We start from the raw sequence: 22750 nt of genomic DNA, 5'->3' as shown, positions 1-22750 counted from the left end.
GTGCCGACGGGGCGTGCCGACGGGGGGGCGTGCGGGCGATTGGAAACGCCCGCGCCCTCGGCTAGGGTGGCCGCGGCCTTTGTCACAAGCGGACACGACACCCCATGCCCAACCCCACAGCCGCCATGCTGGTGATCGGCGACGAGATCCTCTCGGGCCGCACCCGCGATGCCAACATGCACCATCTGGCCGGCGAGCTGGCCGGGCGCGGGATCGTCCTGCGCGAGGTTCGGATCGTGCCGGACGACCACGCGGGCATTGTCGCGGCGCTCGATGCGCTGCGGGGGGCGCATGACCATGTGTTCACCTCGGGGGGGATCGGGCCGACGCATGACGACATCACCGCCGATGCGGTAGCGGCGGCCTTTGGCGTGCCCATCGACGTGCGCGACGACGCCCGCGCCCTGCTGGAGGCGCATTACGCGCGCAGCGGCATGGCGTTGAACGCGGCCCGCCTGCGCATGGCCCGCATCCCCGAGGGGGCCTGCCTGATCGACAACCCGGTGTCGGCGGCGCCGGGGTTCTCGATCGGCAATGTGCATGTGATGGCGGGGGTCCCGGCGATCTTTGCGGCGATGCTGGCGTCGGTGCTGCCGGCGCTGACGCAGGGCGCGCCGCTGCTGCACCAGTCGCTGCGCCTGATGCGCGCCGAGGGCGAGATCGCCACGCCGCTGCGCGACCTCGCGGCGGCGTATGCGGATCTGTCCTTCGGGTCGTATCCGTTCCAGCGTGACGGGGCGTTCGGATGCCAGATCGTCGTGCGGGGCACCGACAGCGTGCGCATCGACGCCGCGATGATGGAGCTGGTGCGCCTGTTTCCCGGGGATATCGCGTGACCAACGCCCCCGCGCCGGCCCTGCTGGAGGCCGCGCTGGAGGCGACATGGCCCGCCGCGCGGGTGCGCGACTGCGGCCCGTTCGTGCTGCGCGATGGCGCGGGCGGGGGCCGTCGGGTGTCGTCGGCCACCGCCCGCGGCCCGGTGACGGAGGTGGATCTGGAGGCGGCCCTTGCCGCGATGCCCGACGCGCTGTTCCGACTGCGCCCGGACGCCTGCGCCTGGGATGGCCCGCTGGATGCCGCGCTGGCCGCGCGCGGGCTGGTGCGCGCGGATCCGACGCTGATCCTGGCGGCCCCGGTGGCGGCGCTGGCGCCCGTGCCGCTGCCGCATCTGCGCGCCTTTGCGCTGTGGCCGCCGCTGGCGATCCAGCGCGAGATCTGGGCCGAGGGCGGCATCGGTCCCGCGCGGCTGGCGGTGATGGCGCGCGCGCACGGCCCGCGTGCGGCGCTGATGGCGCGCATCGCCGACCGGGTGGCGGGCACCGCCTTTGTCGCCGTGGCCGGTCCCGTGGCCATGCTGCACGCGGTGGAGGTGACGCACACCCTGCGCCCGCGCGCGCGCTTTATGACGGGCTGGGCATGGCGGTCGCGCACCGCTACCACTATCGCGTGATGCCCCCGGCCCCCGAGGTGACCCCATGACCGACCGCCCCACCGCGCTGGACCTGCCCCCGATGGACCCGCTGCCCGACGCCACCGCGCGATATTTCGCGCTGTGCGAGGACAAGCTGGGCATGGTGCCCAACGTGCTGCGCGCCTATGCCTTTGACGCGGCCAAGCTCGATGCCTTCACGGCCATGTACAACGACCTGATGCTGGGGCCGTCGGCGCTGTCGAAACTGGAGCGCGAGATGATCGCGGTGGTGGTCTCGGCCGCGAACCGCTGCTGGTACTGCCAGGTGGCGCATGGGGCGGCGGTGCGCGCGCTGTCGGGCGATCCCGGCCTCGGTGAGGCGATGGTGATGAACTGGCGCGCGGCCCCGCTCGATGCCCGCCAGACCGCCATGCTGCGCTTTGCCGAGAAGGTCACGCTCGCCTCCCACACCATCGAGGAGGCCGACCGCGACGCGCTGCGCGCGCAAGGGTTCACCGACCGGGACATCTGGGACATCGCCGCCGTCGCGGGGTTCTTTGCGATGTCGAACCGCGTGGCCTCGGCCACCGGAATGCGGCCCAATCCCGACTATCACGCCCAGGCACGCTGAGGGCGCGCCCTCAGGCGTGGCCCGCCGCCGACGACAGCACCAGCGGATCGATCCCCAGAAGCGCGAGCGCGCGGGCCCACTTGCCCGCATCGTCATCGCCGAACACCAGATCGGCGTCGGCGTCGGCATCGGCGGTCAGCCAGCCGTTCTGCGCGATCTCGTCCTCCAGCTGCCCGGGGCCCCAGCCGGCATAGCCCAGCATCAGCATGGCGCGCGCGGGCCCCGCGCCACGGGCGATGTCCTCCAGCACATCCAGCGTCGCGGTCATGCCGAAGCGCGCGTCGATCTCCAGCGTGGAGGTGTTGGCGCCATAGTCGGTGGAGTGCAGCACAAAGCCGCGGGCATGCTCCACCGGGCCGCCCAGCCGCACCCGGGTGCCGGCGCAGTCGGCGTCGGCCTCGATCCCCAGCTGCTCCAGCAGGTCTGCCAGGTCCAGCCCCGGCGCGGGCTTGTTGACGATCAGGCCCATCGCCTCGCGGCTGGAGTGGGCGCACATCAGGATCACGCTCTTGTCGAAGCGGGGATCGGCCATCCCCGGCATGGCGATCAGAAGCTTGCCGGTCAGGCTCAGCACGGGCGCGTCGGTGGATGCCATGTCACCAGCATGCGCGCAGGCGGGGCAGGGGTGCAAGGGGCGCCGTGGCCGCAGGCGGGATCGTCGCCGGTTTGTGACTTTCCTGCGCGCCCGCAATGGCGGACTGTCGCGGGCATGGACATGCGGACACAAGCGATTCCCCGCGCGGCGGGGCTGGCACTGGCGCTGATGATGGCGGCCCCGGTCGCGGCCCCGGTCGCGGCACAGGGCTGGGCGGTCGAGGATCTGGTGCGCGCCGAGGTGTTGCCGGGCTGGCGGACCGAGCGCGGCACCCACATGGCGGCGCTGCACCTGACGCTGGCGGAGGGCTGGAAGACCTATTGGCGCGCCCCCGGCGACAGCGGCGTGCCGCCGCGCTTCGACTGGGCGGGGTCGGACAATCTGGCGGCGGTGCGGGTGCACTGGCCGCAGCCACGGGTGTTCGACACCTCGGGCGTGCGCACCATCGGGTTCGAGCACGAGCTGGTCCTGCCGCTGGAATTCACCCTGCATGCCCAGGGCGATGGCGCGACCATTGCCGCGCGCGTCGATCTGGGCGTGTGCGAGGCGGTGTGCGTGCCGGTCACCCTGACCATCGACGCGGTGCTGCCGCCGGGTGCGGCCGCGCGCGATCCCCGCATCACCGCGGCGCTGGACAGCCGCCCGACCCCCGCCGCCGACGCGGGCCTGCGCGGGGCGGAGTGCGCGCTGGCGCCGATCGATGACGGGATGCGGCTGACGGCGACGCTGACGCTGCCCCCTCTGGGTGGTCAGGAGGTCGCGGTGGTGGAGGTCTCCGACGCCGCCGTCTGGGTGTCCGAGGCCGTGACCGAGCGGCGGGGTGAGCGGCTGCACACACAGGTCGACCTGGTGTCGCTGGACGGCGGCGCGCTGGCGCTGGACCGTTCGGACCTGCGCATCACCGTTCTGGGCGCGGGCCGCGCGGTGGAGATGTGGGGGTGTCCCGCGCGCTGAGGATGTGTGCGGCCATGGCCAGCGCCCCCTCCAGCGGGCCGCCCGCGGCGGGCGCCAGCACCCAGCCATCGGGCGCGCTGTCCAGCAGGCGTGGACCCAGCCCCCCTGTCAGCACCGCCGGCAGCGGCGGATCGACCTGAAGCGCGGCGAGCGCATCGAGGACCTCGGCCGCCGCGCGCTGGCGCAGGGCTTGCGCGGCGGCATCGCCGCGCGCCGCGGCGGACAGCACCCCGGGCACCAACGCTGCATACTCCGCCGGGCGCGCGGTCCGCGCGAACGCGACCAGACCGGCGCCGCCGCCGTGATCCGCCAGCGTGCGGTGCAGCAGCGGCGTCAGGGCGCGGCGGCCGTCCAGCGCCCGCAGCGCCTCGGCGCACAGCGCGCGGCCGATCCAGGCACCGGAGCCTTCGTCGCCCAGCGCCAGCCCCCACCCCCCCAGCGTGCGCAGCACGCCGCCCTGTCTGCGGGCAAAGGCGCTGCCGGTGCCCACCACAGCCACCAGCCCGTCGTGCGGCCCCAGCGCCCCGGCGACAGCAATCTCGAGGTCCTGCACCACATGGCCGTGCCGGAACGGCAGCGCGGCGGCGATTCGGGCCGCGGCCCCGTCGATCTGCGCCCCGGCAAGGCCAAGCACCGCGACCACCTGATGCGGGCCGCAGTGCCCCGCCATCGCGGCCCCGGCGGCGGCCAGGATGCTGCGCAGCGCGCCATCGGGGTCGGTGACAATGTTGGCCGGACCGGCGCGCCCCTCGCCCAGCCGGTGGCCGCGCGGGTCCGCCAGCACGGCCCGGCAGCCGGTGCCGCCCCCGTCGATCCCCAGACAGAACATCGCATCCCCCGATCCCGCCACGCCGCCGGACTGCGCGCCGTGCCGCCTCCGGTCAAGATGGCGTGGAACCATTCCCGCAGGCTGAGCGTTTCATCCATCTTGTTGCAAAAGGAATGTCTGCCATGATTCGCGCGTTGCTGCTTGTGCTTTTCACTCTCGCTCCGGCGGGATGGGCGTCGGTGGCGCTGGCCACCGCCGTGCCGGTGGCCGGGGTCGAGATCGAAACCGGCGTGCAGGAGATGGAGGACACCGACGCAGGCGCCTTCTGGGGGGATCTGGACACGGATCTGTCGCGCGCAATCGATGACCGGCTGACCGACCGCCTGGGTGAGGGCGGGGCCCATGTCCGGGTGCGAATCGACCGTGTCGCGCTCGACAATGCCTATGAAATGATGGTGGCCGAAGGGGCGCCGTTCCTCGAGGGGCGGGTGACGGTGATCGGCCCGACCCTGTCGGACAGCCAACCGCTGCGCGTCTCGGCCGCCGAGGTGATGGAGGAGGCGGGCGACACCACCCCGCAGGCGCAGTACGATGCCCTGATCGCGGCCTTCGCCGATGCAATCGTGGCGGTGCTGGACTGAGGCCGCGCGGGACCTGCGGGCTGGGCCCGGGGGGTGGATCGCCGCCCCCCGGACCGTTTCCCGGTTCCCTTCGCGATCTGGCGCGGTTTGTTATGCGCAGAATATAACTTTTCGCACCCCCTCGGCCAGTCCCAAGTGAGGCCGCCGGGTCGCAGCCGCGTCGTGCGGTCGTGCCTTGCTGTGCGAGCTGCGTCAGGATCGGGCGGTCGCCCCGGTGGCAAGGGCGAACATCCCCCGCTGCGCCCGCATCAGGCGTTCTTCGCGCAGCAGGCGGCCAAAGGCCCGCAGCCCGGCCTCGCGCCCGGCCTGTGCGTCGAATCCGGCGGTGGCGGCGCGCTGCATGACGTGCTGACGGGTGAATGTCGCAAGGCCTTCCACCTCGGTGGCAAAGGCGGCGGCGGCCTCCAGCACATCGGCCAGATCGTGCACCCCGCGCCGCGCGGCAAAGTCCGCAAAGCCCTCAGCCGGCGTTTGCGTGGCAAGCGGGGCTGTGGTGCGGGGCGGCCCCGGCCGGTCACTGCCATCGGGCGAGGCTGCGCCCGGTGCGGCTGCGCGCTCCTGCGGGCGCTGCGGTGCGGGTGGGGCATCCGTCGGTTCGGGCATCGCTGCGCCCGCATCCGAAGGCGTGGCGGCAAGGCTGCCGCGCCCGGGACCGGACGGTGTGTCGTCGGTGCCGGTGCTGGTGGCGCGGGCATCGGGGCGCGGCACGCCGGGGCGGGCCGCGACGGCCGAGGCCAGATCGGCGCGAAAGCTCGCCACCATCTCGGCCGATGCGCCGGGCGGTCGGGCGCCCGTCGCCTCTCCGGCGCGGGTGGCGGCGACGGCGGCCTTGAGGTGGCCGACCAGACGGTGGCGCGCGCGCGCGTCGTCCCCGGCCAGCGCATCATCGGTGCGTCGCAACAGCCGGTCCACCGCCGCTTCGGGCGGGGCCGGGGGCAGGGGTGTCGACCGCTCCGCATGGCGCCCGGGCCTGAGTTCCGGCCTGTGCTCGGGACCATCGCTGCGGCTGACTTCGCGGTTGGGTGCCGAGCCCGGATCGGATCCTGATTCGGGGCCGACTCCGGGGCTGGAGTTGCGGTTATCCTGCGGGTCGCGTTCCGGGCCTTGTTCCGGGTCTCTCCCCGGCCCTCCCAGCGGGCCGGTTGCCTGGGGGGGCGTGCGGGGCGGCACGGGGGCAACGGGTGCGGGCAAGGCACCGGAGGCGGTGTCCGGCTGGCGATCCGGGTCCGGCGGTGCGCAGGGGGGCTGCGCCGGGTCATTCCGGCTTGCTGGGCCCACGGCCCGCCCTGGCCGCCCGCGGTCCGGGCGCTGCGCGGCGTGGCCGCCATCCGGTCGCGGTGCGCGATCCTGCGCCAGGGGTTGCGCGGCCATCAGGCCGAACCACGGCGCCGCCGCCGTCACCTCGTCGAACACGCCGGCGATGGCGCGCACGATGGCGACGGGGTCCTCGAACCCCTCCAGCCGGCACGAGAACGCCCCGTAGGAGACCGTCACGATCTTGGCCGGTTCGCCCATGTCGCCTCATGCCGCCAGTGCCATCCGCCGTGTCCGGCCAGCGCGGGGCGGACGCCTCACCCAATGATGGCATCAGGGTATTTTCAGGACGTAAATGTGGCTCCCATTGCCATCGCCCGCCACAATCGGCATCGCTAGCACGATGGACCGGACGATCCTACAGGCCGACTGCGGCGTGACCCTGGTGGGCGGGGGTGAGGTGACGGCGGCGGCGCTGGACGCGGCGCTGGCGCGTGCGCCGCGCCTGGTGGGGGTCGATGGCGGCGCTGATCGGGCGCTGGCGGCGGGCCATGTGCCCGAGCTGACCATCGGCGACCTCGATTCGCTGAGTGCTGCGGGCCGTGCGGCGCTGGAGCCCGCGCGAATCGTCCGCATCGCCGAACAGGACACCACGGATTTCGACAAGGCGCTGCGCTCGGTCTCGGCGCCGTTCGTGCTGGCGGTGGGGTTCACCGGGGCGCGGATCGACCACATGCTGGGGGCGTTCAACGTGCTGGCGCGCCACCCCGACCGGCGCTGCGTGGTGGTCGGGGACCGCGACGTGTGTTTCCTCGCGCCACCCACGCTGGCGCTGGATCTGGCGCCGGGCATGCGGATGTCGCTGTTTCCCATGGGCCCGGTGCGGGGCCGCAGCGAGGGGCTGCACTGGCCCATCGACGGCATCGACTTTGCCCCCGATACCGTCACCGGGCTGTCGAACCGCGTCAGCGCGCGCGGGGTCCGCCTGTCGTTTTCGGCGCCACGGATGCTTGTGCTTCTGCCGGTGCGCGCGCTCGATGCGGCACTGGCCGGGCTGACGCGATGATCGCCATGCTGATCTGCCGTTCGCGGTGGACCATGTAGAGGCCGGCCACCCCGATCACCGCGATGCCCGTCAGCGCAAGGCCGTCGGGAAAGTCCCGGAACAGCCACCACCCCACCGCCACCGTGACCGGCAATTCCATGTACTGGATCGGCGCCAGCGTGGCCGCGGGCGCCAGCCGCAGCGCCACCGTCATCAGAAGATGCGCCACCGTGGCAAACCCCGCGATGGCCCACAAAAGGCCCCAGGCGCGGGCGTCGGGCCACACCGGCGCCAGATCCGGCAGCCCGGCAAGCGGCCCCAGGATCAGGAACGGCAGCAGCATCGGCAGCGCCAGAAGCCCGCTGATGGCCTGCAGCGCCAGCGGGTCGCAGGCCTTGGCGATGCGGCGGGTGAACAGCATGAAGCCGGTGAACCCCACCGCCGTCAGCAGCGGCAGCACCACCACCCACCCCGCCTGCACGAAGCTGGGCTGGATCACCATCAGCGTACCCGCAAAGCCCGCCACGCAGGCCGCGAGCCGCCGCGGGCCGACGGTCTCGCCCATCAGCGCCCAGCCCAGCAGCAGCATCAGGAACGGCTGGATGAACACGATGGCCATCGTCTCGGCCAGCGGCAGGTGCACCAGCGCCGCCAGCAGCGCCACGAACGCGCCGACATGGCACGCGGTGCGCGCCAGCGCCGGGCCCAGCGTGCCCGGCGGCAACCGCAGGCTGCGCCCGGTGGCCCAGATGATCGGCAGGATCAGGATCGAGCCGAGCACGAACCGCATCGCCACGATCTGAAGCACCGGCACGCTGTCGGTGACCATCTTGGCAAAGCCGTCCGACATAGGGATCACGATGCAGAAGGCCAGCATCAGAACGACGCCAAGGAGGGGACGGTCAGCGGTCATCGCCCGACCCTAGGGGGCGGGCCGGGCGGTGTCCATCCGCGCCCTTTTGCCTCGTCGTCTCGGCGCGGGCGCGCTAGGCTGTGCCCAGGCCAAAGCCCAGGCCCAGGCCCAAGCCAGCGACAGGGAGCCGCCCGATGACCGACGCCGACGCCTCGATCCATCCGATCGCCGCCGCGCAGCCGCCCTTTGCCCGGCTGCTGGGGCTGCGGGTCATCCATGCCGACCCCGACCGCGTGGTCGCCGAGGTCGCGGTGACCGAGGCGCTGACCAACCGCAACGGCACGCTGCATGGCGGCGCGGTGATGGCGCTGGCCGACAACCTCGGGGGGACGGCGACGTTTCTCAACCTGGCCGAGGGGCAGGGGACCGTGACGGTCGAGAGCAAGACCAACTTCCTGCGCACCGTCCCCCTGGGCGACACCGCGCGGGCCGAGACGACACCGCTGCACAAGGGCCGCAGCACGATGATCTGGCAGACCCGGATCACCCGCGGCGACGGCCAGCTTGCGGCGCTGGTGATCCAGACGCAGATGGTGCTTGCGCCGCGGGGCGGCTGAGGCGGCCCGCGGGCTCCGGGCGGCCGGTCAGCCCCTTGCGGGCCCCGCCACCACGCCCGCGTCCATCAGGCGACCGATCTCGGCCGACGGCAGGCGCAGGACATCGGCCAGGATCGCTTCGGTATGCTGGCCCAGCACGGGGGCGGGGGCCGGCCCGGGCCGCCCGCTGGCTGAAAACGCCAGCGGCGAGGCGGGCACCGGATAGGCGCCGATGCCGGGTTGCTCGATCACCTCGAACATCGGGTTGTCGGGGCCAAGGTCGGGGTCCTCGGACAGCGCCTGGGCAAAGCTCCGGAACTCCGACCAGGTCAGGCCGGCGGCATCGAAATCGGCGGCGAAATCGGCCAGCCGACGGGCGGCGAACCACGGCCGCAACACCTCCGAGATGGCGTGGCGGTGGGTGAAGCGCGCCCCCTCGTCGCCCAGATCCACGCCGAGACGCTCTGCCAGTGCGGTCATCTCCCCGGCGGTGCCGGTGGCCTTGACCAGGCCCTTCCACTGGCGCGCGGTCAGCCCGATCACCATCACCCGGCGCCCGTCGGCGGTCATGAAATCCTGCCCGTACGCGCCATAAAGGGCGTTGCCGTATTTCGGGCGGTCGACACCGTTCACCGCCACCTCGCCGATGATGCCCAGATTGCCCAGCATCGCGCCCGCCACGTCCTTGAGCGACAGCTCCACCAGCTGCCCCGCGCCGGTGCGCAGGCGGTGACGCTCGGCCGCCAGCAGCCCGTTCACCACCATCTGCCCCGCAATGCAGTCCCAGGCCGGCAGCACATGGGCGACCGGGTCGGACGACCCCTCGGGCCCGGTGGCCATGGGAAAGCCCATCGACGGGTTGACGGTGTAGTCCACCGCAGGCCCCCCCGCCCGCGTGCCCGACAGCGACACCACGATCACATCGGCGCGCCGCGCGGCCAGCGCGTCATACGACAGCGGCGCGCGCTGCCCGAGGTTCGTCAGATAGCAGCCGCTGGCGGTGTCGCAGATCAGCTCCGCCACCAGCTCCTGCCCGCGCGGGTCCGACAGGTTGACCGCGAACGACCGCTTGCCCTTGTTCAGCCCGGCCCAGAACAGGCTGTGCCCGTCCGCCGTCACCGGCCAGCGGCCCGAATCGAGGCCCCCGCCGATCCGGTCGAAGCGGATCACATCCGCCCCCATCTGCGCCAGCGTCATCCCCGCCAGCGGCACCGCCACAAAGGCCGAGCCCTCGACCACCCGCAGCCCGTCCAGAACACCGGCCATCACGCGCCTCCCTGTTCCCAGACCACCTGGGTCTGCATGCATTGAACGCCGTCCGCCGTGGCGGTGCACAGCGCGGTGGTGCCCTCGACCTCGGCCTCGGCCAGGATGCGCGGGGTGTCCATCAGCAGAAGCGGGCGCACGCCGCGGTGGGTGAAGGCCGCGACCGCGCGGCCGGGATTGTGCCGCCGGGCGGCCTGCATCATCAGCATCGCCTGTAACGGGCCGTGGACCACCAGCGCGGGGTGGACAGGGTGTGGCCGACGGTGACGAAGACCATCCGGCCCGCGGCGCCGGTCTTGTCCGCGACCTTCAGGATTTCCGAGCGGCGGTGCAGCGCCTCTCCCAGCCGCGGCGCGTCGCCGACGAAGCGCACGCGCCCGCCCGCCCACATGCGCCGTTCCAGCGGCACCGGCGGCAGGAACCCGCCGCGCGCCGGATGGCCGTCGGGGCCAAGGCCGTCCATCGGGGCGATGGGCGCGAACCCCATCCAGTGCCACAGCGGCGGCAGCGGGTCGCCGGGGGCAAAGTCCCCGGGGCCGCAGGGCTGCCCGCCCAGGGTGGCCGCCATCCCGCGCGCTTGGCGTGGGGTGATGACGTCGGTGTCTTCCTCCACCCGGCCGACCCACGCGGCGAATTCACTGTTCATTCCTGTCTCCCGACTCACGCGTGGCGCAACATCGTTGCGCTGCGTTGCGGCGTCAAGCCCGCGCGGGCTGCGCATCGGGGCCGGCTGCGCGCGCGCGGGCCAGCGCGGCCATCCGCGCATGGGCCGAGATCGTGCGCGCATCCAGCGTCACGGCGTGCAGGAACCGGTTTTCGCGCAGCGACAGCCGGTGCAGGCAGCGCTCCGTCAGCTTGCCCGCGCCGTGGAAGTCGTCGAACAGCCCCTCCGTCACCATCGCGCGCTCCTGCGCATCGAGGGCCACGACGGGCGCCCCCTCCACCTCGGTCTGGACCGAGATCACCGTCAGTGGCGGCACCGGGGCCATGGGCGATTGCTCGACCACCAGCGTGATCTCGCCGTCCGCCATGTCGCGGCCCGCGGCCAGCCGCGTGAGGACCGCCCGCGCGCGGCTTTCCAACAGGTCGCGGCGGCGCGCGACCTCGTCCTCGGGCAGCAGGCGGCGGCGCCGGTCGGGGTCCGAGATCGACAGCACGTTGCCCTCGATGAAGTTGATGAACAGGAACATCAGCAGCGGCGCCCCCGAGATCGGCAGCGCCAGATCCGGCCAGATCAGGATGGCCGCCGGGAACGGCGACAGCGCGAAGCTGTAGCGCAGCAGTGGATACTCCAGCGCCAGCCGCCACCAGATCCGGTCCAGCATCAGCCGCGCAGGGAACACGCTGCGCAACCCCGTGAGGATCTTGCGCGGCGGGCTGCCGCCCAGCAGCGCGCGCGGATTGCTGACCGTGTCGGGCGTCACCACAAAGATCACCGCGCGCCTCCGTCGTTGCATGCCGGCAGACAGATAACGGTGCACCCGCCGCTGTCGAGGGGGGCCGCGCATCGGCGCCGCCGTGTCGATTTGCTATTGACGCCCCCCGCGGCGGTCTCTAGGACGCCTCTCAACGCGGTTGTAGCTCAGTTGGTTAGAGTACCGGCCTGTCACGCCGGGGGTCGCGGGTTCGAGCCCCGTCAACCGCGCCACCTTCCCCCCCCACGAATGAACCTGCTCGACCGGCCCTGCCGGACCGGTCGGCGTCGCCCCTCAGTGGGCCGGGGCGGCCACGGCATCCAGCAGGGTGCGCCCGCCGTCCACCGTCAGCACCTGCCCCGTCAGGAACCCGGCCGCATCCGAGGCGAGGAATTGCGCGGCCTCGGCCACTTCGGACGGGGCGGCGATGCGGCCCAGCGGCGTGTGGTTGCGGATCTCGGAGCGCCAGTCGGCGTTGTCGCGGATCTGCTCGCGCAGGCTCGCGCTCATCACGCTGCCAAAGGCGACCGAGTTCACCCGGATGTGGTGGGGCGCCAGCGCCAGCGCCAGGCTGCGCGTCATCTGGTCCACCGCCGCCGAGGCGATGGAAAACCCCATCAGCTCCGGCTGGCTGCACTGCGCGGCGATCGACGACAGATTGACGATGGCGCCATGCGCGCGGACGTCCTCGGGGGCGCTTTCGGCCTGGGCGATCATGCGGCGGGCCACGGCCTGTGCCAGACGCAGACTGGCGAACAGGTTCTGCTCCAGCATCACCGACACGCTGTCGTCGTCGGGTGCCAGCGGGTCGGTGGTCATGCACTGGCGCGAGGCGTTCACCAGAATGTCGATGCGGTCGAACGCGTCGATGGTGGCCGACAGCAGATTCGCCACCGTCAGCCGCTCGCGCAGGTCGCCGCCGAAGAACCGCACGGTGTCGTGTTTTTCCGACAGCGCGCCGACCTCGGCCTCCAGCGCGTCCTCGTCCATGTCGGCGAACATCACATTGGCGCCCTGGTCGGCGAAGTGCCGGGCGATGGCCTGTCCCAGCCCATGCGCGGCGCCGGTGACGATGGCGGTACGGCCTTCGATGGAGAAGCTCATGCGCTCGACCTTTCGGGTGTGGAAATCAGGCGGGGCGACGCCCGCCCGCGCGCCGCGGACTGCGGGCGTGGAACAACTTGTAGGCGGGGGTGCCGGGGTGTTCGGTCACCTCGCGGAAGGTCGCCGCCAGCGCGGCCTCATAGGGCAGATGGCGGTTGGCGACCATCCACAATGACCCGTGCGGCGCAAGCATCCGTGCGGCGGCCGCGATGAAGGCCGTGCCCAGCGCCGGGTCGCCCGCGCGTCCCGGGTGGAACGGCGGGTTCATCACCACGGTGTCGAACGGCGCATCGGGCTGGAACGCGGTGGCGTCGGCCCAGTGCACCCGCACCCGCGCATCGTCCAGGTTGTCGCGCGCGCAGGCCACGGCCGCCAGATCGGCCTCCACCAGATCGAGGCCCGAGACCCCGTCGCGCGTCAGCACCTGCGCGCCCAGCCAGCCCCAGCCCGCCCCCAGATCGGCCACCCGCCCGGGCAGCCGCGCCGGAAGCGCCCCGGCCAGCAGCCGCGACCCCGGGTCCGGCCCGTCGGCGGAAAACACCCCCGGCCGCGTCACGAACCCGTCCGCCAGCCGCCGCGGCCCGGCGTGCCAGTCGGCAAAGGCCGCGTGCGCCGCGCCGTCCAGCGCGAACAGCTTGCCGTGCGCCTTGATCACCGGATCACCCGTGCCGGCCCGCGTGCGGGCCGCGCGCAGGATGGCGTCGATGCCGTCGGTCTTCTGCCCGTCCACGAGGACCTTGCCGTCGGTACAGGCCAGCGCCTGCGCCACCAGGTCCTGCGCCGCGGCGCGGGCGCGCGGCAGGCACACCAGCGACAGCGCGTACCGCCCCTCGGGGGCGGTTCGCACCACGAGGCCGCGCGCGGCAAAGGCGTCATGGTCGGGCCGGAAGCCGGTGATCACCTCCACCGCCGGGCCGAGGGCCGACAGATCCGCGCCGGCGCGCGGGCCAAAGGCGGCGGTGCGCCCGGAGGGCGGCGTCTCGAGCGCAAGGGAAAGGCGCGCGGCGCGCGGATCGGGGACTGACATGGCGACGGGGCGCGGGGGGTGGCGCGCCTATTCCTTTTCCATGGTGCACTGCAACGGGTGCTGGTGGCGCCGGGCGAAATCCATCACCTGCGCGACCTTGGTCTCGGCGACCTCGAACGAGAACACGCCGACGACGGCGACGCCCTTCTTGTGCACCGTCAGCATCAGGTCGAACGCCTGCGCATGGGTCATGCCGAAGAATCGCTCCAGCACATGCACGACGAACTCCATCGGGGTGTAGTCGTCGTTGAGCAGCAGCACCTTGTACAGCGGCGGGCGCTGCGTGCGCGCGCGCGGTTTCGTCAGGACGCCGGTGTCGTCGCCCCGGCGCGGGCCGTCGTCGTCGGAACCTTTGTCCGACAGCGCCGGGGCCTGGGGCCGGTCAGAGCGATGGGCAGCCAAGGGATCACCTGTGGTCGGGGCGGTTGCGGTCTGGTCCTGTCCGTGACCGTTGAGTATAGCAATGAATTGCCCAGTGGAAAGAGCCGAGCCCGATCTGCCCATGCGCGCCCCCCTCCGGATCATCGGTTTCGACGCGGACGACACGCTGTGGCACAACGCACGGTTCTTTCGCCTGACGCAGGAGCGCCTTGGCGACCTGCTGGCCCCGCACATGGGGCCGCAGCTGGGGCCGGTGGACCTGGAGGCGCGGCTGCTGGCGGCCGAGCGGCGCAACCTGGGACGGTATGGCTTTGGCGTGAAGGGCTTTACCCTGTCGATGATCGAGACCGCGATCGAGGTCACCGACGCTCAGGTCCCCGCCAGCGTCATCGCCGATCTGCTGGAGGCCGGGCGCGAGATGCTCGATCACCCGATCGAGCTTCTGCCCCATGCCCGCGCCGCGGTGCAGGCCGCCGCCGGGCACGCCCGCGTGGTGCTGATCACCAAGGGCGACCTGCTGCACCAGGAGCGCAAGCTGGCCCAGTCGGGCTTGGGCGATCTGTTCGACGCCGTGGAGATCGTGTCGGAGAAGACCCCGGCGGTCTATGCCCGCGTCTTTGGCCGCCACGGCGGGGCCGAGGCCGGGCTGATGGTGGGCGATTCGATGCGGTCGGACGTGGTGGCGGCGATCGAGGCGGGGGCGTGGGGGGTGCATGTGCCCCACGGCACCCCCTGGGCGATCGAGCAGGCCGCAACGCCCGCCACCCATCCGAGGTTCCGCACGCTGCCCGATCTGTCCGGTCTGCACCCGCTTCTGATGCGAATCGCCGGTGGGTGATGCGCTTGTGCATCGGATCAACTTTGACGGCAAAGCCTCTGACCGGAAGATTGTTTTCCTGTTAACCCCGCTGTGCTAGCGTGAGCGCGTCGCAGCTGGACAGCCAAGATCCGGATCGACCAAAGAGGCAGGAAAAGTGGGGCGGGGTCGTGCAGATTTCACGGGGTATGTGGCTGCGCCAGCGGGCGGTTTGCGCGGTCGCGGTGGTGATTGTGGCGCTGATGATGCCGGCGGTGGCGCGCGCGGCGCCGCATGCGTCGGTGGTGATGGACATGCGCTCGGGCGAGATCCTGTTTGCGCGCAACCATGACACGCGGCTGCATCCGGCCTCGCTGACCAAGATGATGACCCTCTACATCGCGTTCGAGGCGATCCGGAACGGCGAAATCACCCTCGACACCCCGGTGCGGATCAGCGCCAACGCCGCCGGGCAGCCCTGTGTCTGCCTTGGGGTGCGGGCGGGTCAGACGATCGCGCTGCGCTACCTGATTCGCGCCGCCGCGGTGCGGTCGGGCAACGACGCCGCCACCGCCATCGGCGAGGCGATCTCGGGCTCCGAATCCGCCTTCATCGCCCGCATGAACCGCACCGCCCAGGCGCTGGGCATGACCAACACCACCTTCCGCAACGCCCATGGCCTGACGGCGGCGGGGCATCTGTCCACCGCGCGCGACATGACCACGCTGGGCCGTCAGCTGTTCTTCGACTTCCCCGAATACTACAACCTGTTCTCGCGCCGGTCGGCCGATGCGGGGGTGACGACGGTGAACAACACCAACCGCGCGTTCCTCAACAGCTATGCCGGGGCGGACGGGATCAAGACCGGGTTCACCCGGGCGGCGGGGTTCAACCTGACCGCCTCGGCCGAGCGTGGCAGCCGCCGCATCATCGTGACGCTGTTCGGCGGCGCCTCGGTGCCCGATCGCACCCGTCGCGTGACCGAACTGATGGACATCGGCTTTGCCCGCGCACCGGCGAATGCGCCACTGCGGCCGCCCTCGGCGCCGAACTATGGCGACCGTCCCCCGGCCGGCGTGGCCATGGCGGCGGTTCAGAGCCGGCAGACCGCGGTGCGCCGCAGCCCGCTGCCGCCGCTGCGCCCGGCCCCCGTGGCGCCCGAGCTCGCGCTTGCCGACCTGGAGGCGGGAATCGCCGCCGCCGTGGCCAGCGCCAGCGCCGCAGCCATCGGCGTGCAGACTGCCGCCTCCGGGACCGGCCGCACCACACAGGACGCGGCCATCCTGCCGCCCGGCATGCGCCCGCCCGAGCGTCCGGATGTTGACCCCGCCGATCTGCCCTTTGCCGTGGCCGGGACGGCCGCCCTCGACAGTCCGGCCGCCGCCGCCGCGGAAACCGCCGAGGCTCTCGCCGCCGTCGTGCCGCCGCCGCGCCCCGACGACGCGGTCCTGCCGGACCGGTCGGTTGCGGAGTCGCTCGTCGGCGCCGTCGCCGAGGCGCGGGCGCCCCGGGTCATCGGCGCGGACCCGACCGACGAGCGGCCGTTCGCGATCGCGACGTCCGGATCGGGCGGGGCGCCGGGCGCGGTGCCGTTCGCCGTGGTGTCACCCGATGCGGTGCCAGCGCCGTCCCCCTCCGAGGGTCCGACCTCGGCCGGGGCCATCGCCGCGCTGTCACCGCCCGCCTCTGCTCCCGCGTCTGCTCCCGCGTCTGCCGCGCCCGCGACGGTACCCGCGCCCGAGGCCCGTGTGGCTGCGGTGTCGGACCCCGCGCCATCCTCCCGGCCCGCGCCCCTGCGCGCCGCCAGGGCCGACGCCCCGCCCGAGGCCAATCCGCTGGTGGTGCTGACCTACAATGCCGCTTCGGATGCGCCGCCGCCGGGCCTTGCGCGGCTGCTGGACACCGGGCGGGCCACGCCGGTTACGGCGCAGGCCCCCGGCGCCCCGACCCCGGCCGAGGAGCTGGTCCTCAGCCAGCTGTCGACGTCGGATGCGCGGCTTTGGGGGATCACCATCGGCCGCTTCGGCACCCGTGACGGCGCCGAGCGCGCCCTGATGCGCGCGGCGCTGGCGGAATTGTCCAGCTTCGACGGGGCGCTGCGCCGGGTCCAGCGCGGCTCGGGCGGGTTCGATGCGACCTTTGTCGGGCTGAGCGAGGTCGAGGCCCGCATGGCCTGCGACCGGCTGCTGGCCCATGACCGGAGCTGCACGCCGATCACCCCGTGAGCGCGCCAAGTGGCCGCCCCCGGGCCTGCCGGGTTGTCTGACGCCGACGGTCTGGCCCCGGACTGTCGGGCCCCGGACTGTCGGGCCAGGGCCGGTGCTTCCGGACTGTCCGGGCCGGCGGCGTCAGCCGCCCACGAAGGGGGCGTCCGGGCCCCACAATTCCCGCACACGGTCGTCGCGCCCGCATGCGGCACGGTACAGCTTGTAGGCCTGCGCCTTGGTCTGCGGCCCGAAGCGGGTCACCACAAGGCGCGTGCTGCGGTGGTAGCCCTGATGATACGCCTCGGCGTGCCAGAACGGCATCGCCGCGCGGATCGGCGTGACCACGGGCGTGCCCAGCTCGGCGCTCGCGGCGGTTGCCGCGGCTTCGGCGCTGGCGCGCTGGGCGTCGTCGGTCACGAAGATGGCGGTGGTGTAGTGGTCGCCCCGGTCACAGAACTGCCCGCCCGCGTCCAGCGGATCGATCGAGCGGAAGAACAGGTGCAGGATCTGGTCATAGCTGATGACGCCGGGGTCAAACGTGATCTGCGCGGCCTCCAGATGCCCGGTGCCGCCGCGCACGACCTGGTTGTAGCTCGGCGCCTCCACCGTGCCGCCGGTGAAACCGACGGTGACGTCGATCACACCCTCCACGCGGTGAAAGTCGCTTTCGACGCACCAGAAGCAACCGCCCGCGACGATGGCGGTCCGGGTATCGCCGGATTGTGCCATGGCCGGCGGTGCCAGCGTCGCCAGCATGCCCGCCGCAAGCACCCCCAGTGTCAGTGTCCGTCGCGTCGTGGTCATGGTTCCGTCCCCTCTTGCGCGGGCGCACCGCTCTGCCCTCAGGATGTGGGGCGCGCGCGCCCGCGGCAAGTCACGCAGCGGTGAGGGGCGTCCACACCGCTGCGATACCCCGGCGGGCGCGGTGCTGTGCGGCCTGCGACGGTGCGGGGCTGTTGCAGCGCGCGGCGCGGGGCCCTAGGGTCGCCGCGCGCGCTCAGGGGAGGGACAGATGAGCACCACCTACGGTTTCGACACGCTCCAGATCCATGCCGGTGCCCGGCCCGATCCGGCCACGGGCGCGCGGCAGACGCCGATCTATCAGACCACGGCCTATGTGTTCCGCGACGCCGACCACGCGGCCGCGCTGTTCAACCTGCAGGAGGTGGGCTTCATCTATTCCCGCCTGACGAACCCCACCATCGCGGTGCTGCAGGAACGCATGGCGACGCTGGAGGGGGGCGCGGGCGCGGTGTGCTGTTCGTCCGGGCACGGCGCGCAGATCATGGCGCTGTTTCCGCTGATGGAGCCGGGGCGCAACGTCGTCGCCTCGACCCGGTTGTACGGCGGCACGGTCACGCAGTTCAGCCACACGATCCGCCGCTTCGGCTGGTCCGCGAAGTTCGTCGACTTCGACGACACCGACGCGGTGGCCGCGGCGATCGACGACGATACCCGCGCGGTGTTCTGCGAATCGATCTCCAACCCCGGCGGCTACATCACCGATCTGGATGCCATCGCCGCGATTGCCGACCGCGCGGGCGTGCCGCTGATCGTCGACAACACTTCGGCCACGCCGTATCTGTGCCGCCCGATCGAGCATGGCGCGACGCTGGTGGTGAACTCGCTGACCAAGTTCCTGACCGGCAACGGCACGGTGGTGGGCGGTTGCGTGGTCGATTCGGGCCGCTTCGACTGGTCGGCCTCGGACAAGTTCCCGTCGCTGTCGGCGCCCGAGCCCGCGTACCACGGGCTCAAGTTCCACGAGACGTTCGGGCCGCTGGCGTTCACCTTCCACTCCATCGCGGTGGGGCTGCGCGATCTGGGCATGACGCTGAACCCGCAGGCCGCGCATTACACGCTGATGGGGATCGAGACGCTGAGCCTGCGGATGCAGCGCCATTGCGAAAACGCGGTCAAGGTGGCGACCTGGCTGGAGAACGACCCCCGCATCGCGGCCGTGACCTATGCCGGGCTGCCGTCCTCGCCGTGGCACCACCGGGTGGAGCGGATCTGCCCCAGGGGCGCGGGTGGGCTGTTCACCTTTGCGCTGAAGGGGGGCTATGATACCTGCATGAAGCTGATCGACAATGTCGAGATCTTCAGCCATGTGGCCAACCTCGGCGATACCAGGTCGCTGATCATCCACTCGGCCTCCACCACCCACCGGCAGCTGACGCCGGAACAGCAGACCGCCGCGGGGGCCGGGCCGGACGTCGTGCGCGTTTCCATCGGGACCGAGGATGCCGACGACCTGATCGCCGATCTGGACCAGGCGCTGGCCAAGGCGGCTGGCTGAGCCTGTCCCCGGCACGGTTCGACCGTGCCGGGGGCTTGCACCCGGACCGCGCAACGGTGACACTGAGTCGCGAAGGAGCCCGTGATGATCGAGATCAGCCCGCAGAAAGTCGTCCATGTCATCTTTCAGGCGCGCCGCGAGCGGGGCGCCCAGGGGCCGTTGCGGGCCTTCATCGAGGGGTTGAACGAAGATGAGCAGGCGCATCTGACCGCCATCGCCTGGATCGGCCGCGGCGCGTTCGAGGCCGACGACTTCGCCGAGGCCGTCGCCACCGCGTTCTCCGAGAAAAGCACCCCCACGGCGGATTACCTGATGGGCATGCCGCATCTGTCGGAAAACCTGGAGGCCGGGCTGGACGCGCTCGACATCGACGTCAGCGATGTCGAGGAGGATTTCCTCTAGACCCTATGATCGCGGTGTGAGCTGACCTGTGTCGGCGGCCTCCCAGGGTTGCGCCCGGTTGGCGGGTCCCGCGCCTGATGAGCGGCGGAGGGATCGGATGCAGGGTGGCCCGTTCATGGGGCTCGATGTCCACAAGGCGACGCCTGCGGAAGCCCCCTGTTGGGCAAGCGCAACCTTCGGTCTTTCGGCGGGGTCTTCGATCCGACGCGTGCCCAGCCTCTGAGCACGGCCCTGGATGACGCCACGGGTGGGTCATGCCGTTGGGAGGGCTGCTCGCATCGGTTCTGAGAGCTGCAAGCGCGCGAGCCCCGGGGCTGACTCGCCCGCCTTGAACGTCGAAATCCGTGTCGCATGATCCTCGTCGGTCGTTCTGTCGAACCTATCGAGGTCTGGTGCGACCGCCGCGACGGCACAGGCGGTGACAGGGCCGACCCCGGGGATGGCGCAGTGCCCGAGCAGCTGCGCATCGGTCCTCGAGGCCGCCTCGCAAGCCGCGCGATCACCTCCGTCAGCCGCGCAATCTGCTCGAGATGGATCGTCCCCATCTCCAGCACCACGACGGGCAGAGCGCCGGTCTCGTCGGCCAACGCGCTCTCGGGCACCTTCATGCGCGCCGGTCCCTTTGGCGCCACCAGCCCGAACCCGGCCAGATGCCCCTGCAGCACGTTGAGGAGCTGTGTGCGCTGCCGCACCAGACACTGATGCGTCCGGAACGGTCGTCCATCAGGGCGCCATCGGTTCAAGTTCGATGGACAACGCGCGGCCTTGCGTCCCTGCACTTTTCACCGCCACGAACCGCATGGTCGGGCGCGAGGCCGCCTCCGCGATGGCTCTGGCATCCGCCTTGTCGTTCGGCGGGAAAGCGACTCACTGGATCGGCTTCTTCTCCGCCTCACTCTGCCGTTTGGCGAAAGGCTTCACATATGCTGCCGGCATCCGGCGCACCTCGTGGCCGTGGGACTGCGCCATGCGGCCCCAGCGAGGCGACGTGGCGCAGGCCTCCATCGCGACCACGCGGGTCGGCTGTTCTGCCAATCGTGTCATCAGAAGGGCCTGCGATGGCACCCGGTTGTATGGACCCGCCCCATCCGGTCCGATTGCGCAGACGTGGAAGCTGCCCTTCGCCAGGTCGATCGCCAGCATCCCGCCGGTCGTCGTCATCGATGTGCCCTCCAGTGTATCTGCGGAACCATCATCGCACACGAGAGGCCGCTGGGGGGGGCATCCACCGCATCGGTTCCTGAGGGCCTCCACCTCTGCTTCCATGATCCGCTCGGAGCCGTTGCGCGACGAAAAGGGCTCCGCGCGCGGCCTCCTGCTACACCACCACCAGGGACACAGCCGTCGACTTTGCCTGCCGGTCTGCAGCATGGCCCCAGATCCGTAGCAGGCGCGCCATCTCGGGGGCGTCGGGGCGGGTCATCTGTTCGGCCGCGGCCTGCATCGCGGCCATGTCGGCATCGCTCAGGTGCCACGACATGGACGCGTCCGTGTCGCAGGTGAAGGTCACGATATCGACGAAGTCGCGCCCGGCCTGCTGCCACTGCCCCGGCGGGATGGCCGGATCACGGGCCGCCCGCGCCGCGCCATAAAGCTCACGCGTGAGGCGCAGCTGTTCGCGGTTGCGAAAGGTCTGGGACGAACCACGCGCGTTGAACATCGCCTCCACCGGGCTGGTCAGCCACCAGAACAGGCGTGGCAATGGCGCCGTCGGCACGGTCGTCGGCTGGTCGGGGAATGCCCGCAGCGCGATCACCAGCACGCCCGAGCAGTTCTCGATCACCCAGTCGCGCACCGCATCGGCGTTCAGCAGCCCGGTGACCACGTCGATGCCATAGTTGTCGTAGTACCCCGCATCGACCACCCGCCGGTGCGGCTTGCACGGCAGCGACACCGCCGGCAGCACATAGGGGAATGTCGCCGACAGCCGCGCGGCGGTGGCGATCGTCAGCCCCGCGCCACCGTCCGTTCCGGTACGGCCATAGGCGTCGGGCAGGATGCGGAACAGTTCGGCCGAATGCTCGTCGGCATCCGAGCGGCCGTCGGCGTTGTGATAGTGGGTCCGGAAGTCGGCCAGCCGCAGGTTGGAGATGAACGCCGGTGCCCCGCTCTCGACCAGCATGGGCGAGAAGATCAGCGAGGGGCGCAGGCCGTCCGCCTCCTGCTCGCGGACATCGTGAAACGGGATCGACAGGGTGCGCCACTGCGCCTCCAGCACGCGGCCGCGGTCGCGGGTGGTGGCCCAGGGTGAGAACATCCCCCCGAGGTCGCGCAGCAGCTGCCAAGCCACCGCCGACAGGCTGTCGCGCGGGATGCGCACGCGGTGGGCGCGCGGGGCGGGCATCCCCGGCGGCATGGTGGGCGGGTCCTGCGCCTGGAAGCTGTCGATGTCGGCCTCCAGCATCCCCACCAGCGTGCCGGGGTCCGCACCGGTGGCATGGCGCGCGGCCAGCTCGGCCACATAGCCGCCGGTGACCATCCCCCCCGAGGCTCCGGCGATGACCCGCACCGCGTCCACCAAGCCGTCGAGCCGCGCCGTCTCCGGCGCGTCCGCCGGTGCGAACCGCCCGTCGCGGCGGAACAGCGCATCCAGCACCGCCGCCGTCCAGAACGTCGCGCGATAGCCGCCCCCCGACAGCGCCAGCAGCACCAGGCGGGGCTTGTCCGGCGTGCCCTCGTGCCGGGCGCGCCACGCCTCCAGCGCGGCCTCGGGCGCGATCAGGGGCGCGGCGGGCAGGTCGGGCTCGGGGTGGGGTTCGTTGGGGCGGATGGGCGCGCCGTAGCGCGCCGCCGGAATGCCCGGAATGGTCTGGCGGAACGGCACCAGCCGGCGCACCAGCAGCCCGCCGCCCAGAATTACCGCGATCACCAGCAACAGCACCGGTATCTGCGCCAGAAGCGCCACCGCCGTCGTCAGCACGATCAGCAGCATGAACCAGGCGGCCCCCGTCTGGACCCACAGCCGTATCGCCCCGACCATCGCCAGCAGCGCAAGCACCAGCGCGACCGCCGCAGGTCCCCACCCGCCGGTCCCCGACAGCGCCATGACCTGCGCCACGCCCACCGCCGCCGCGCCGGATCGCGGGGCTTCTGGTGGGCGGCGC

General features: G+C 72.0%; 24 protein-coding genes, 1 tRNA gene and 1 pseudogene. 12 read left to right on the top strand and 14 right to left on the bottom strand.

Annotated elements, in window-relative coordinates; genetic code table 11:
- Positions 1 to 104: 104 nt before the first annotated feature.
- The 3 genes from CCR87_RS11035 to CCR87_RS11025 are packed head-to-tail and all read left to right on the top strand — an operon-like array spanning position 105 to position 2042.
- Entirely contained in the window at positions 105 to 836 is a 732-nt protein-coding gene (locus CCR87_RS11035) for a competence/damage-inducible protein A (RefSeq protein WP_201157576.1), read from the top strand.
- The gene (locus CCR87_RS11030) at positions 833 to 1450 is read left to right on the top strand and encodes a GNAT family N-acetyltransferase (RefSeq protein WP_338048915.1); all 618 of its coding nucleotides are present in this window, start codon (positions 833 to 835) and stop codon (positions 1448 to 1450) included. The genes CCR87_RS11035 and CCR87_RS11030 overlap by 4 nt, the downstream gene beginning before the upstream one ends.
- A gap of 25 nt (positions 1451 to 1475) precedes the next feature.
- Positions 1476 to 2042 (top strand): peroxidase-related enzyme, encoded by a 567-nt coding sequence (locus CCR87_RS11025; protein ID WP_201157575.1) that lies wholly within the window; start codon positions 1476 to 1478, stop codon positions 2040 to 2042.
- A gap of 10 nt (positions 2043 to 2052) precedes the next feature.
- Here CCR87_RS11025 and CCR87_RS11020 read toward each other — a convergent pair whose 3' ends face one another.
- On the bottom strand, positions 2053 to 2637 hold the full coding sequence (locus CCR87_RS11020; RefSeq protein WP_242511963.1) for a YqgE/AlgH family protein: 585 nt from the start codon (positions 2635 to 2637) through the stop codon (positions 2053 to 2055).
- 114 nt (positions 2638 to 2751) lie between these two features.
- Here CCR87_RS11020 and CCR87_RS11015 point away from each other — a divergent pair, with 114 nt between their 5' ends.
- Complete coding sequence (locus CCR87_RS11015) at positions 2752 to 3591, top strand: protein-disulfide reductase DsbD domain-containing protein (RefSeq protein WP_274609774.1); 840 nt, start codon at positions 2752 to 2754, stop codon at positions 3589 to 3591.
- Here the strand turns inward: CCR87_RS11015 and CCR87_RS11010 are convergent.
- On the bottom strand, positions 3536 to 4441 hold the full coding sequence (locus CCR87_RS11010; RefSeq protein WP_201157574.1) for a BadF/BadG/BcrA/BcrD ATPase family protein: 906 nt from the start codon (positions 4439 to 4441) through the stop codon (positions 3536 to 3538). The two genes, CCR87_RS11015 and CCR87_RS11010, sit on opposite strands and share 56 nt — an antisense overlap.
- A 113-nt stretch (positions 4442 to 4554) precedes the next feature.
- Between CCR87_RS11010 and CCR87_RS11005 the strand changes: the two genes are divergently transcribed.
- On the top strand, positions 4555 to 5001 hold the full coding sequence (locus tag CCR87_RS11005; RefSeq protein ID WP_201157573.1) for a hypothetical protein: 447 nt from the start codon (positions 4555 to 4557) through the stop codon (positions 4999 to 5001).
- A gap of 192 nt (positions 5002 to 5193) precedes the next feature.
- Here the strand turns inward: CCR87_RS11005 and CCR87_RS11000 are convergent, their stop codons facing one another.
- A complete protein-coding gene (locus CCR87_RS11000; protein WP_201157572.1) occupies positions 5194 to 6516 on the bottom strand; it encodes a hypothetical protein in 1323 nt (440 codons plus the stop codon).
- Positions 6517 to 6658: 142 nt separating this feature from the next.
- On the opposite strand from CCR87_RS11000, the gene CCR87_RS10995 reads away from it, so the two are divergent.
- Positions 6659 to 7321: a thiamine diphosphokinase gene (locus CCR87_RS10995; RefSeq protein WP_201157571.1), complete on the top strand. Its 663-nt coding sequence runs from the start codon at positions 6659 to 6661 to the stop codon at positions 7319 to 7321.
- Here CCR87_RS10995 and CCR87_RS10990 read toward each other — a convergent pair.
- Positions 7221 to 8213: a DMT family transporter gene (locus tag CCR87_RS10990; RefSeq protein WP_201157570.1), complete on the bottom strand. Its 993-nt coding sequence runs from the start codon at positions 8211 to 8213 to the stop codon at positions 7221 to 7223. The two genes, CCR87_RS10995 and CCR87_RS10990, sit on opposite strands and share 101 nt — an antisense overlap.
- Before the next feature lie 134 nt (positions 8214 to 8347).
- Between CCR87_RS10990 and CCR87_RS10985 the strand changes: the two genes are divergently transcribed.
- Positions 8348 to 8770 (top strand): PaaI family thioesterase, encoded by a 423-nt coding sequence (locus CCR87_RS10985; RefSeq protein ID WP_201157569.1) that lies wholly within the window; start codon positions 8348 to 8350, stop codon positions 8768 to 8770.
- A 27-nt stretch (positions 8771 to 8797) separates the two neighbouring features.
- Here CCR87_RS10985 and CCR87_RS10980 read toward each other — a convergent pair whose 3' ends face one another.
- The 4 genes from CCR87_RS10980 to CCR87_RS10970 are packed head-to-tail and all read right to left on the bottom strand — an operon-like array spanning position 8798 to position 11472.
- Positions 8798 to 10015, bottom strand: a complete 1218-nt coding sequence (locus CCR87_RS10980; RefSeq protein WP_201157568.1) for a CoA transferase — start codon at positions 10013 to 10015, stop codon at positions 8798 to 8800.
- Positions 10015 to 10218: a hypothetical protein gene (locus CCR87_RS17295; RefSeq protein WP_242511962.1), complete on the bottom strand. Its 204-nt coding sequence runs from the start codon at positions 10216 to 10218 to the stop codon at positions 10015 to 10017. The genes CCR87_RS10980 and CCR87_RS17295 overlap by 1 nt, the downstream gene beginning before the upstream one ends.
- On the bottom strand, positions 10218 to 10661 hold the full coding sequence (locus tag CCR87_RS17290; RefSeq protein WP_242511961.1) for an FAS1-like dehydratase domain-containing protein: 444 nt from the start codon (positions 10659 to 10661) through the stop codon (positions 10218 to 10220). Before CCR87_RS17290 ends, CCR87_RS17295 begins: the two co-directional genes overlap by 1 nt.
- 52 nt (positions 10662 to 10713) lie before the next feature.
- Entirely contained in the window at positions 10714 to 11472 is a 759-nt protein-coding gene (locus CCR87_RS10970; protein ID WP_201157567.1) for a hypothetical protein, read from the bottom strand.
- A gap of 114 nt (positions 11473 to 11586) precedes the next feature.
- Here CCR87_RS10970 and CCR87_RS10965 point away from each other — a divergent pair.
- A tRNA-Asp gene (locus CCR87_RS10965) sits at positions 11587 to 11663 on the top strand.
- Between the two features lie 61 nt (positions 11664 to 11724).
- Here the strand turns inward: CCR87_RS10965 and CCR87_RS10960 are convergent.
- The 3 genes from CCR87_RS10960 to clpS are packed head-to-tail and all read right to left on the bottom strand — an operon-like array spanning position 11725 to position 13924.
- Positions 11725 to 12534, bottom strand: a complete 810-nt coding sequence (locus tag CCR87_RS10960; protein ID WP_201157566.1) for an SDR family NAD(P)-dependent oxidoreductase — start codon at positions 12532 to 12534, stop codon at positions 11725 to 11727.
- 25 nt (positions 12535 to 12559) lie between these two features.
- A complete protein-coding gene (locus CCR87_RS10955; RefSeq protein WP_201157565.1) occupies positions 12560 to 13561 on the bottom strand; it encodes a class I SAM-dependent methyltransferase in 1002 nt (333 codons plus the stop codon).
- A gap of 27 nt (positions 13562 to 13588) precedes the next feature.
- Positions 13589 to 13924 (bottom strand): ATP-dependent Clp protease adapter ClpS, encoded by a 336-nt coding sequence (clpS, locus tag CCR87_RS10950; protein WP_201157577.1) that lies wholly within the window; start codon positions 13922 to 13924, stop codon positions 13589 to 13591.
- A gap of 139 nt (positions 13925 to 14063) precedes the next feature.
- On the opposite strand from clpS, the gene CCR87_RS10945 reads away from it, so the two are divergent.
- Positions 14064 to 14780, top strand: coding sequence for an HAD family hydrolase (locus CCR87_RS10945; RefSeq protein WP_201157564.1), 717 nt, complete (start codon positions 14064 to 14066; stop codon positions 14778 to 14780).
- 221 nt (positions 14781 to 15001) lie between these two features.
- A pseudogene (locus CCR87_RS17745) lies at positions 15002 to 15952 on the top strand (D-alanyl-D-alanine carboxypeptidase family protein); the annotation flags it as partial.
- Positions 15953 to 17086: 1134 nt separating this feature from the next.
- Here CCR87_RS17745 and msrA read toward each other — a convergent pair.
- On the bottom strand, positions 17087 to 17749 hold the full coding sequence (msrA, locus tag CCR87_RS10935) for a peptide-methionine (S)-S-oxide reductase MsrA (protein WP_201157563.1): 663 nt from the start codon (positions 17747 to 17749) through the stop codon (positions 17087 to 17089).
- A gap of 208 nt (positions 17750 to 17957) precedes the next feature.
- Here msrA and CCR87_RS10930 point away from each other — a divergent pair, with 208 nt between their 5' ends.
- Both CCR87_RS10930 and CCR87_RS10925 read left to right on the top strand, forming a co-directional pair.
- Positions 17958 to 19244, top strand: coding sequence for an O-acetylhomoserine aminocarboxypropyltransferase/cysteine synthase family protein (locus CCR87_RS10930; RefSeq protein WP_201157562.1), 1287 nt, complete (start codon positions 17958 to 17960; stop codon positions 19242 to 19244).
- An 84-nt stretch (positions 19245 to 19328) separates the two neighbouring features.
- A complete protein-coding gene (locus CCR87_RS10925; protein ID WP_201157561.1) occupies positions 19329 to 19646 on the top strand; it encodes a DUF3775 domain-containing protein in 318 nt (105 codons plus the stop codon).
- 867 nt (positions 19647 to 20513) lie between these two features.
- Here the strand turns inward: CCR87_RS10925 and CCR87_RS17280 are convergent.
- Positions 20514 to 20807 (bottom strand): hypothetical protein, encoded by a 294-nt coding sequence (locus CCR87_RS17280; RefSeq protein WP_242511960.1) that lies wholly within the window; start codon positions 20805 to 20807, stop codon positions 20514 to 20516.
- Positions 20808 to 20964: 157 nt separating this feature from the next.
- The coding region (locus tag CCR87_RS10915) for a patatin-like phospholipase family protein (protein ID WP_207186621.1) at positions 20965 to 22750 on the bottom strand (1786 nt) is incomplete at its 5' end.

This window comes from Rhodobaculum claviforme (assembly GCF_016653255.1).
GTDB lineage: Bacteria > Pseudomonadota > Alphaproteobacteria > Rhodobacterales > Rhodobacteraceae > Rhodobaculum > Rhodobaculum claviforme.
The sequence above is the reverse complement of the archived record's forward strand: the minus strand, read 5'-3'. Positions and strand labels throughout refer to the sequence as shown.

Coding starts and splice junctions, on each gene's coding strand:
- CCR87_RS10955 (WP_201157565.1), bottom strand. CDS start 13,561: ATGTCAGTCCCCGATCCGCGCGCCGCGCGCCTTTCCCTTGCGCTCGAG.
- CCR87_RS11035 (WP_201157576.1), top strand. CDS start 105: ATGCCCAACCCCACAGCCGCCATGCTGGTGATCGGCGACGAGATCCTC.
- CCR87_RS10980 (WP_201157568.1), bottom strand. CDS start 10,015: ATGGCCGGTGTTCTGGACGGGCTGCGGGTGGTCGAGGGCTCGGCCTTT.
- CCR87_RS10990 (WP_201157570.1), bottom strand. CDS start 8,213: ATGACCGCTGACCGTCCCCTCCTTGGCGTCGTTCTGATGCTGGCCTTC.
- CCR87_RS11000 (WP_201157572.1), bottom strand. CDS start 6,516: ATGGGCGAACCGGCCAAGATCGTGACGGTCTCCTACGGGGCGTTCTCG.
- CCR87_RS11020 (WP_242511963.1), bottom strand. CDS start 2,637: ATGGCATCCACCGACGCGCCCGTGCTGAGCCTGACCGGCAAGCTTCTG.
- CCR87_RS10985 (WP_201157569.1), top strand. CDS start 8,348: ATGACCGACGCCGACGCCTCGATCCATCCGATCGCCGCCGCGCAGCCG.
- CCR87_RS10925 (WP_201157561.1), top strand. CDS start 19,329: ATGATCGAGATCAGCCCGCAGAAAGTCGTCCATGTCATCTTTCAGGCG.
- CCR87_RS10945 (WP_201157564.1), top strand. CDS start 14,064: ATGCGCGCCCCCCTCCGGATCATCGGTTTCGACGCGGACGACACGCTG.
- CCR87_RS11015 (WP_274609774.1), top strand. CDS start 2,752: ATGGACATGCGGACACAAGCGATTCCCCGCGCGGCGGGGCTGGCACTG.
- CCR87_RS17295 (WP_242511962.1), bottom strand. CDS start 10,218: ATGATGCAGGCCGCCCGGCGGCACAATCCCGGCCGCGCGGTCGCGGCC.
- CCR87_RS17290 (WP_242511961.1), bottom strand. CDS start 10,661: ATGAACAGTGAATTCGCCGCGTGGGTCGGCCGGGTGGAGGAAGACACC.
- CCR87_RS17280 (WP_242511960.1), bottom strand. CDS start 20,807: ATGACGACGACCGGCGGGATGCTGGCGATCGACCTGGCGAAGGGCAGC.
- CCR87_RS10930 (WP_201157562.1), top strand. CDS start 17,958: ATGAGCACCACCTACGGTTTCGACACGCTCCAGATCCATGCCGGTGCC.
- CCR87_RS10995 (WP_201157571.1), top strand. CDS start 6,659: ATGGACCGGACGATCCTACAGGCCGACTGCGGCGTGACCCTGGTGGGC.
- CCR87_RS10960 (WP_201157566.1), bottom strand. CDS start 12,534: ATGAGCTTCTCCATCGAAGGCCGTACCGCCATCGTCACCGGCGCCGCG.
- msrA (WP_201157563.1), bottom strand. CDS start 17,749: ATGACCACGACGCGACGGACACTGACACTGGGGGTGCTTGCGGCGGGC.
- CCR87_RS11025 (WP_201157575.1), top strand. CDS start 1,476: ATGACCGACCGCCCCACCGCGCTGGACCTGCCCCCGATGGACCCGCTG.
- CCR87_RS10970 (WP_201157567.1), bottom strand. CDS start 11,472: ATGCAACGACGGAGGCGCGCGGTGATCTTTGTGGTGACGCCCGACACG.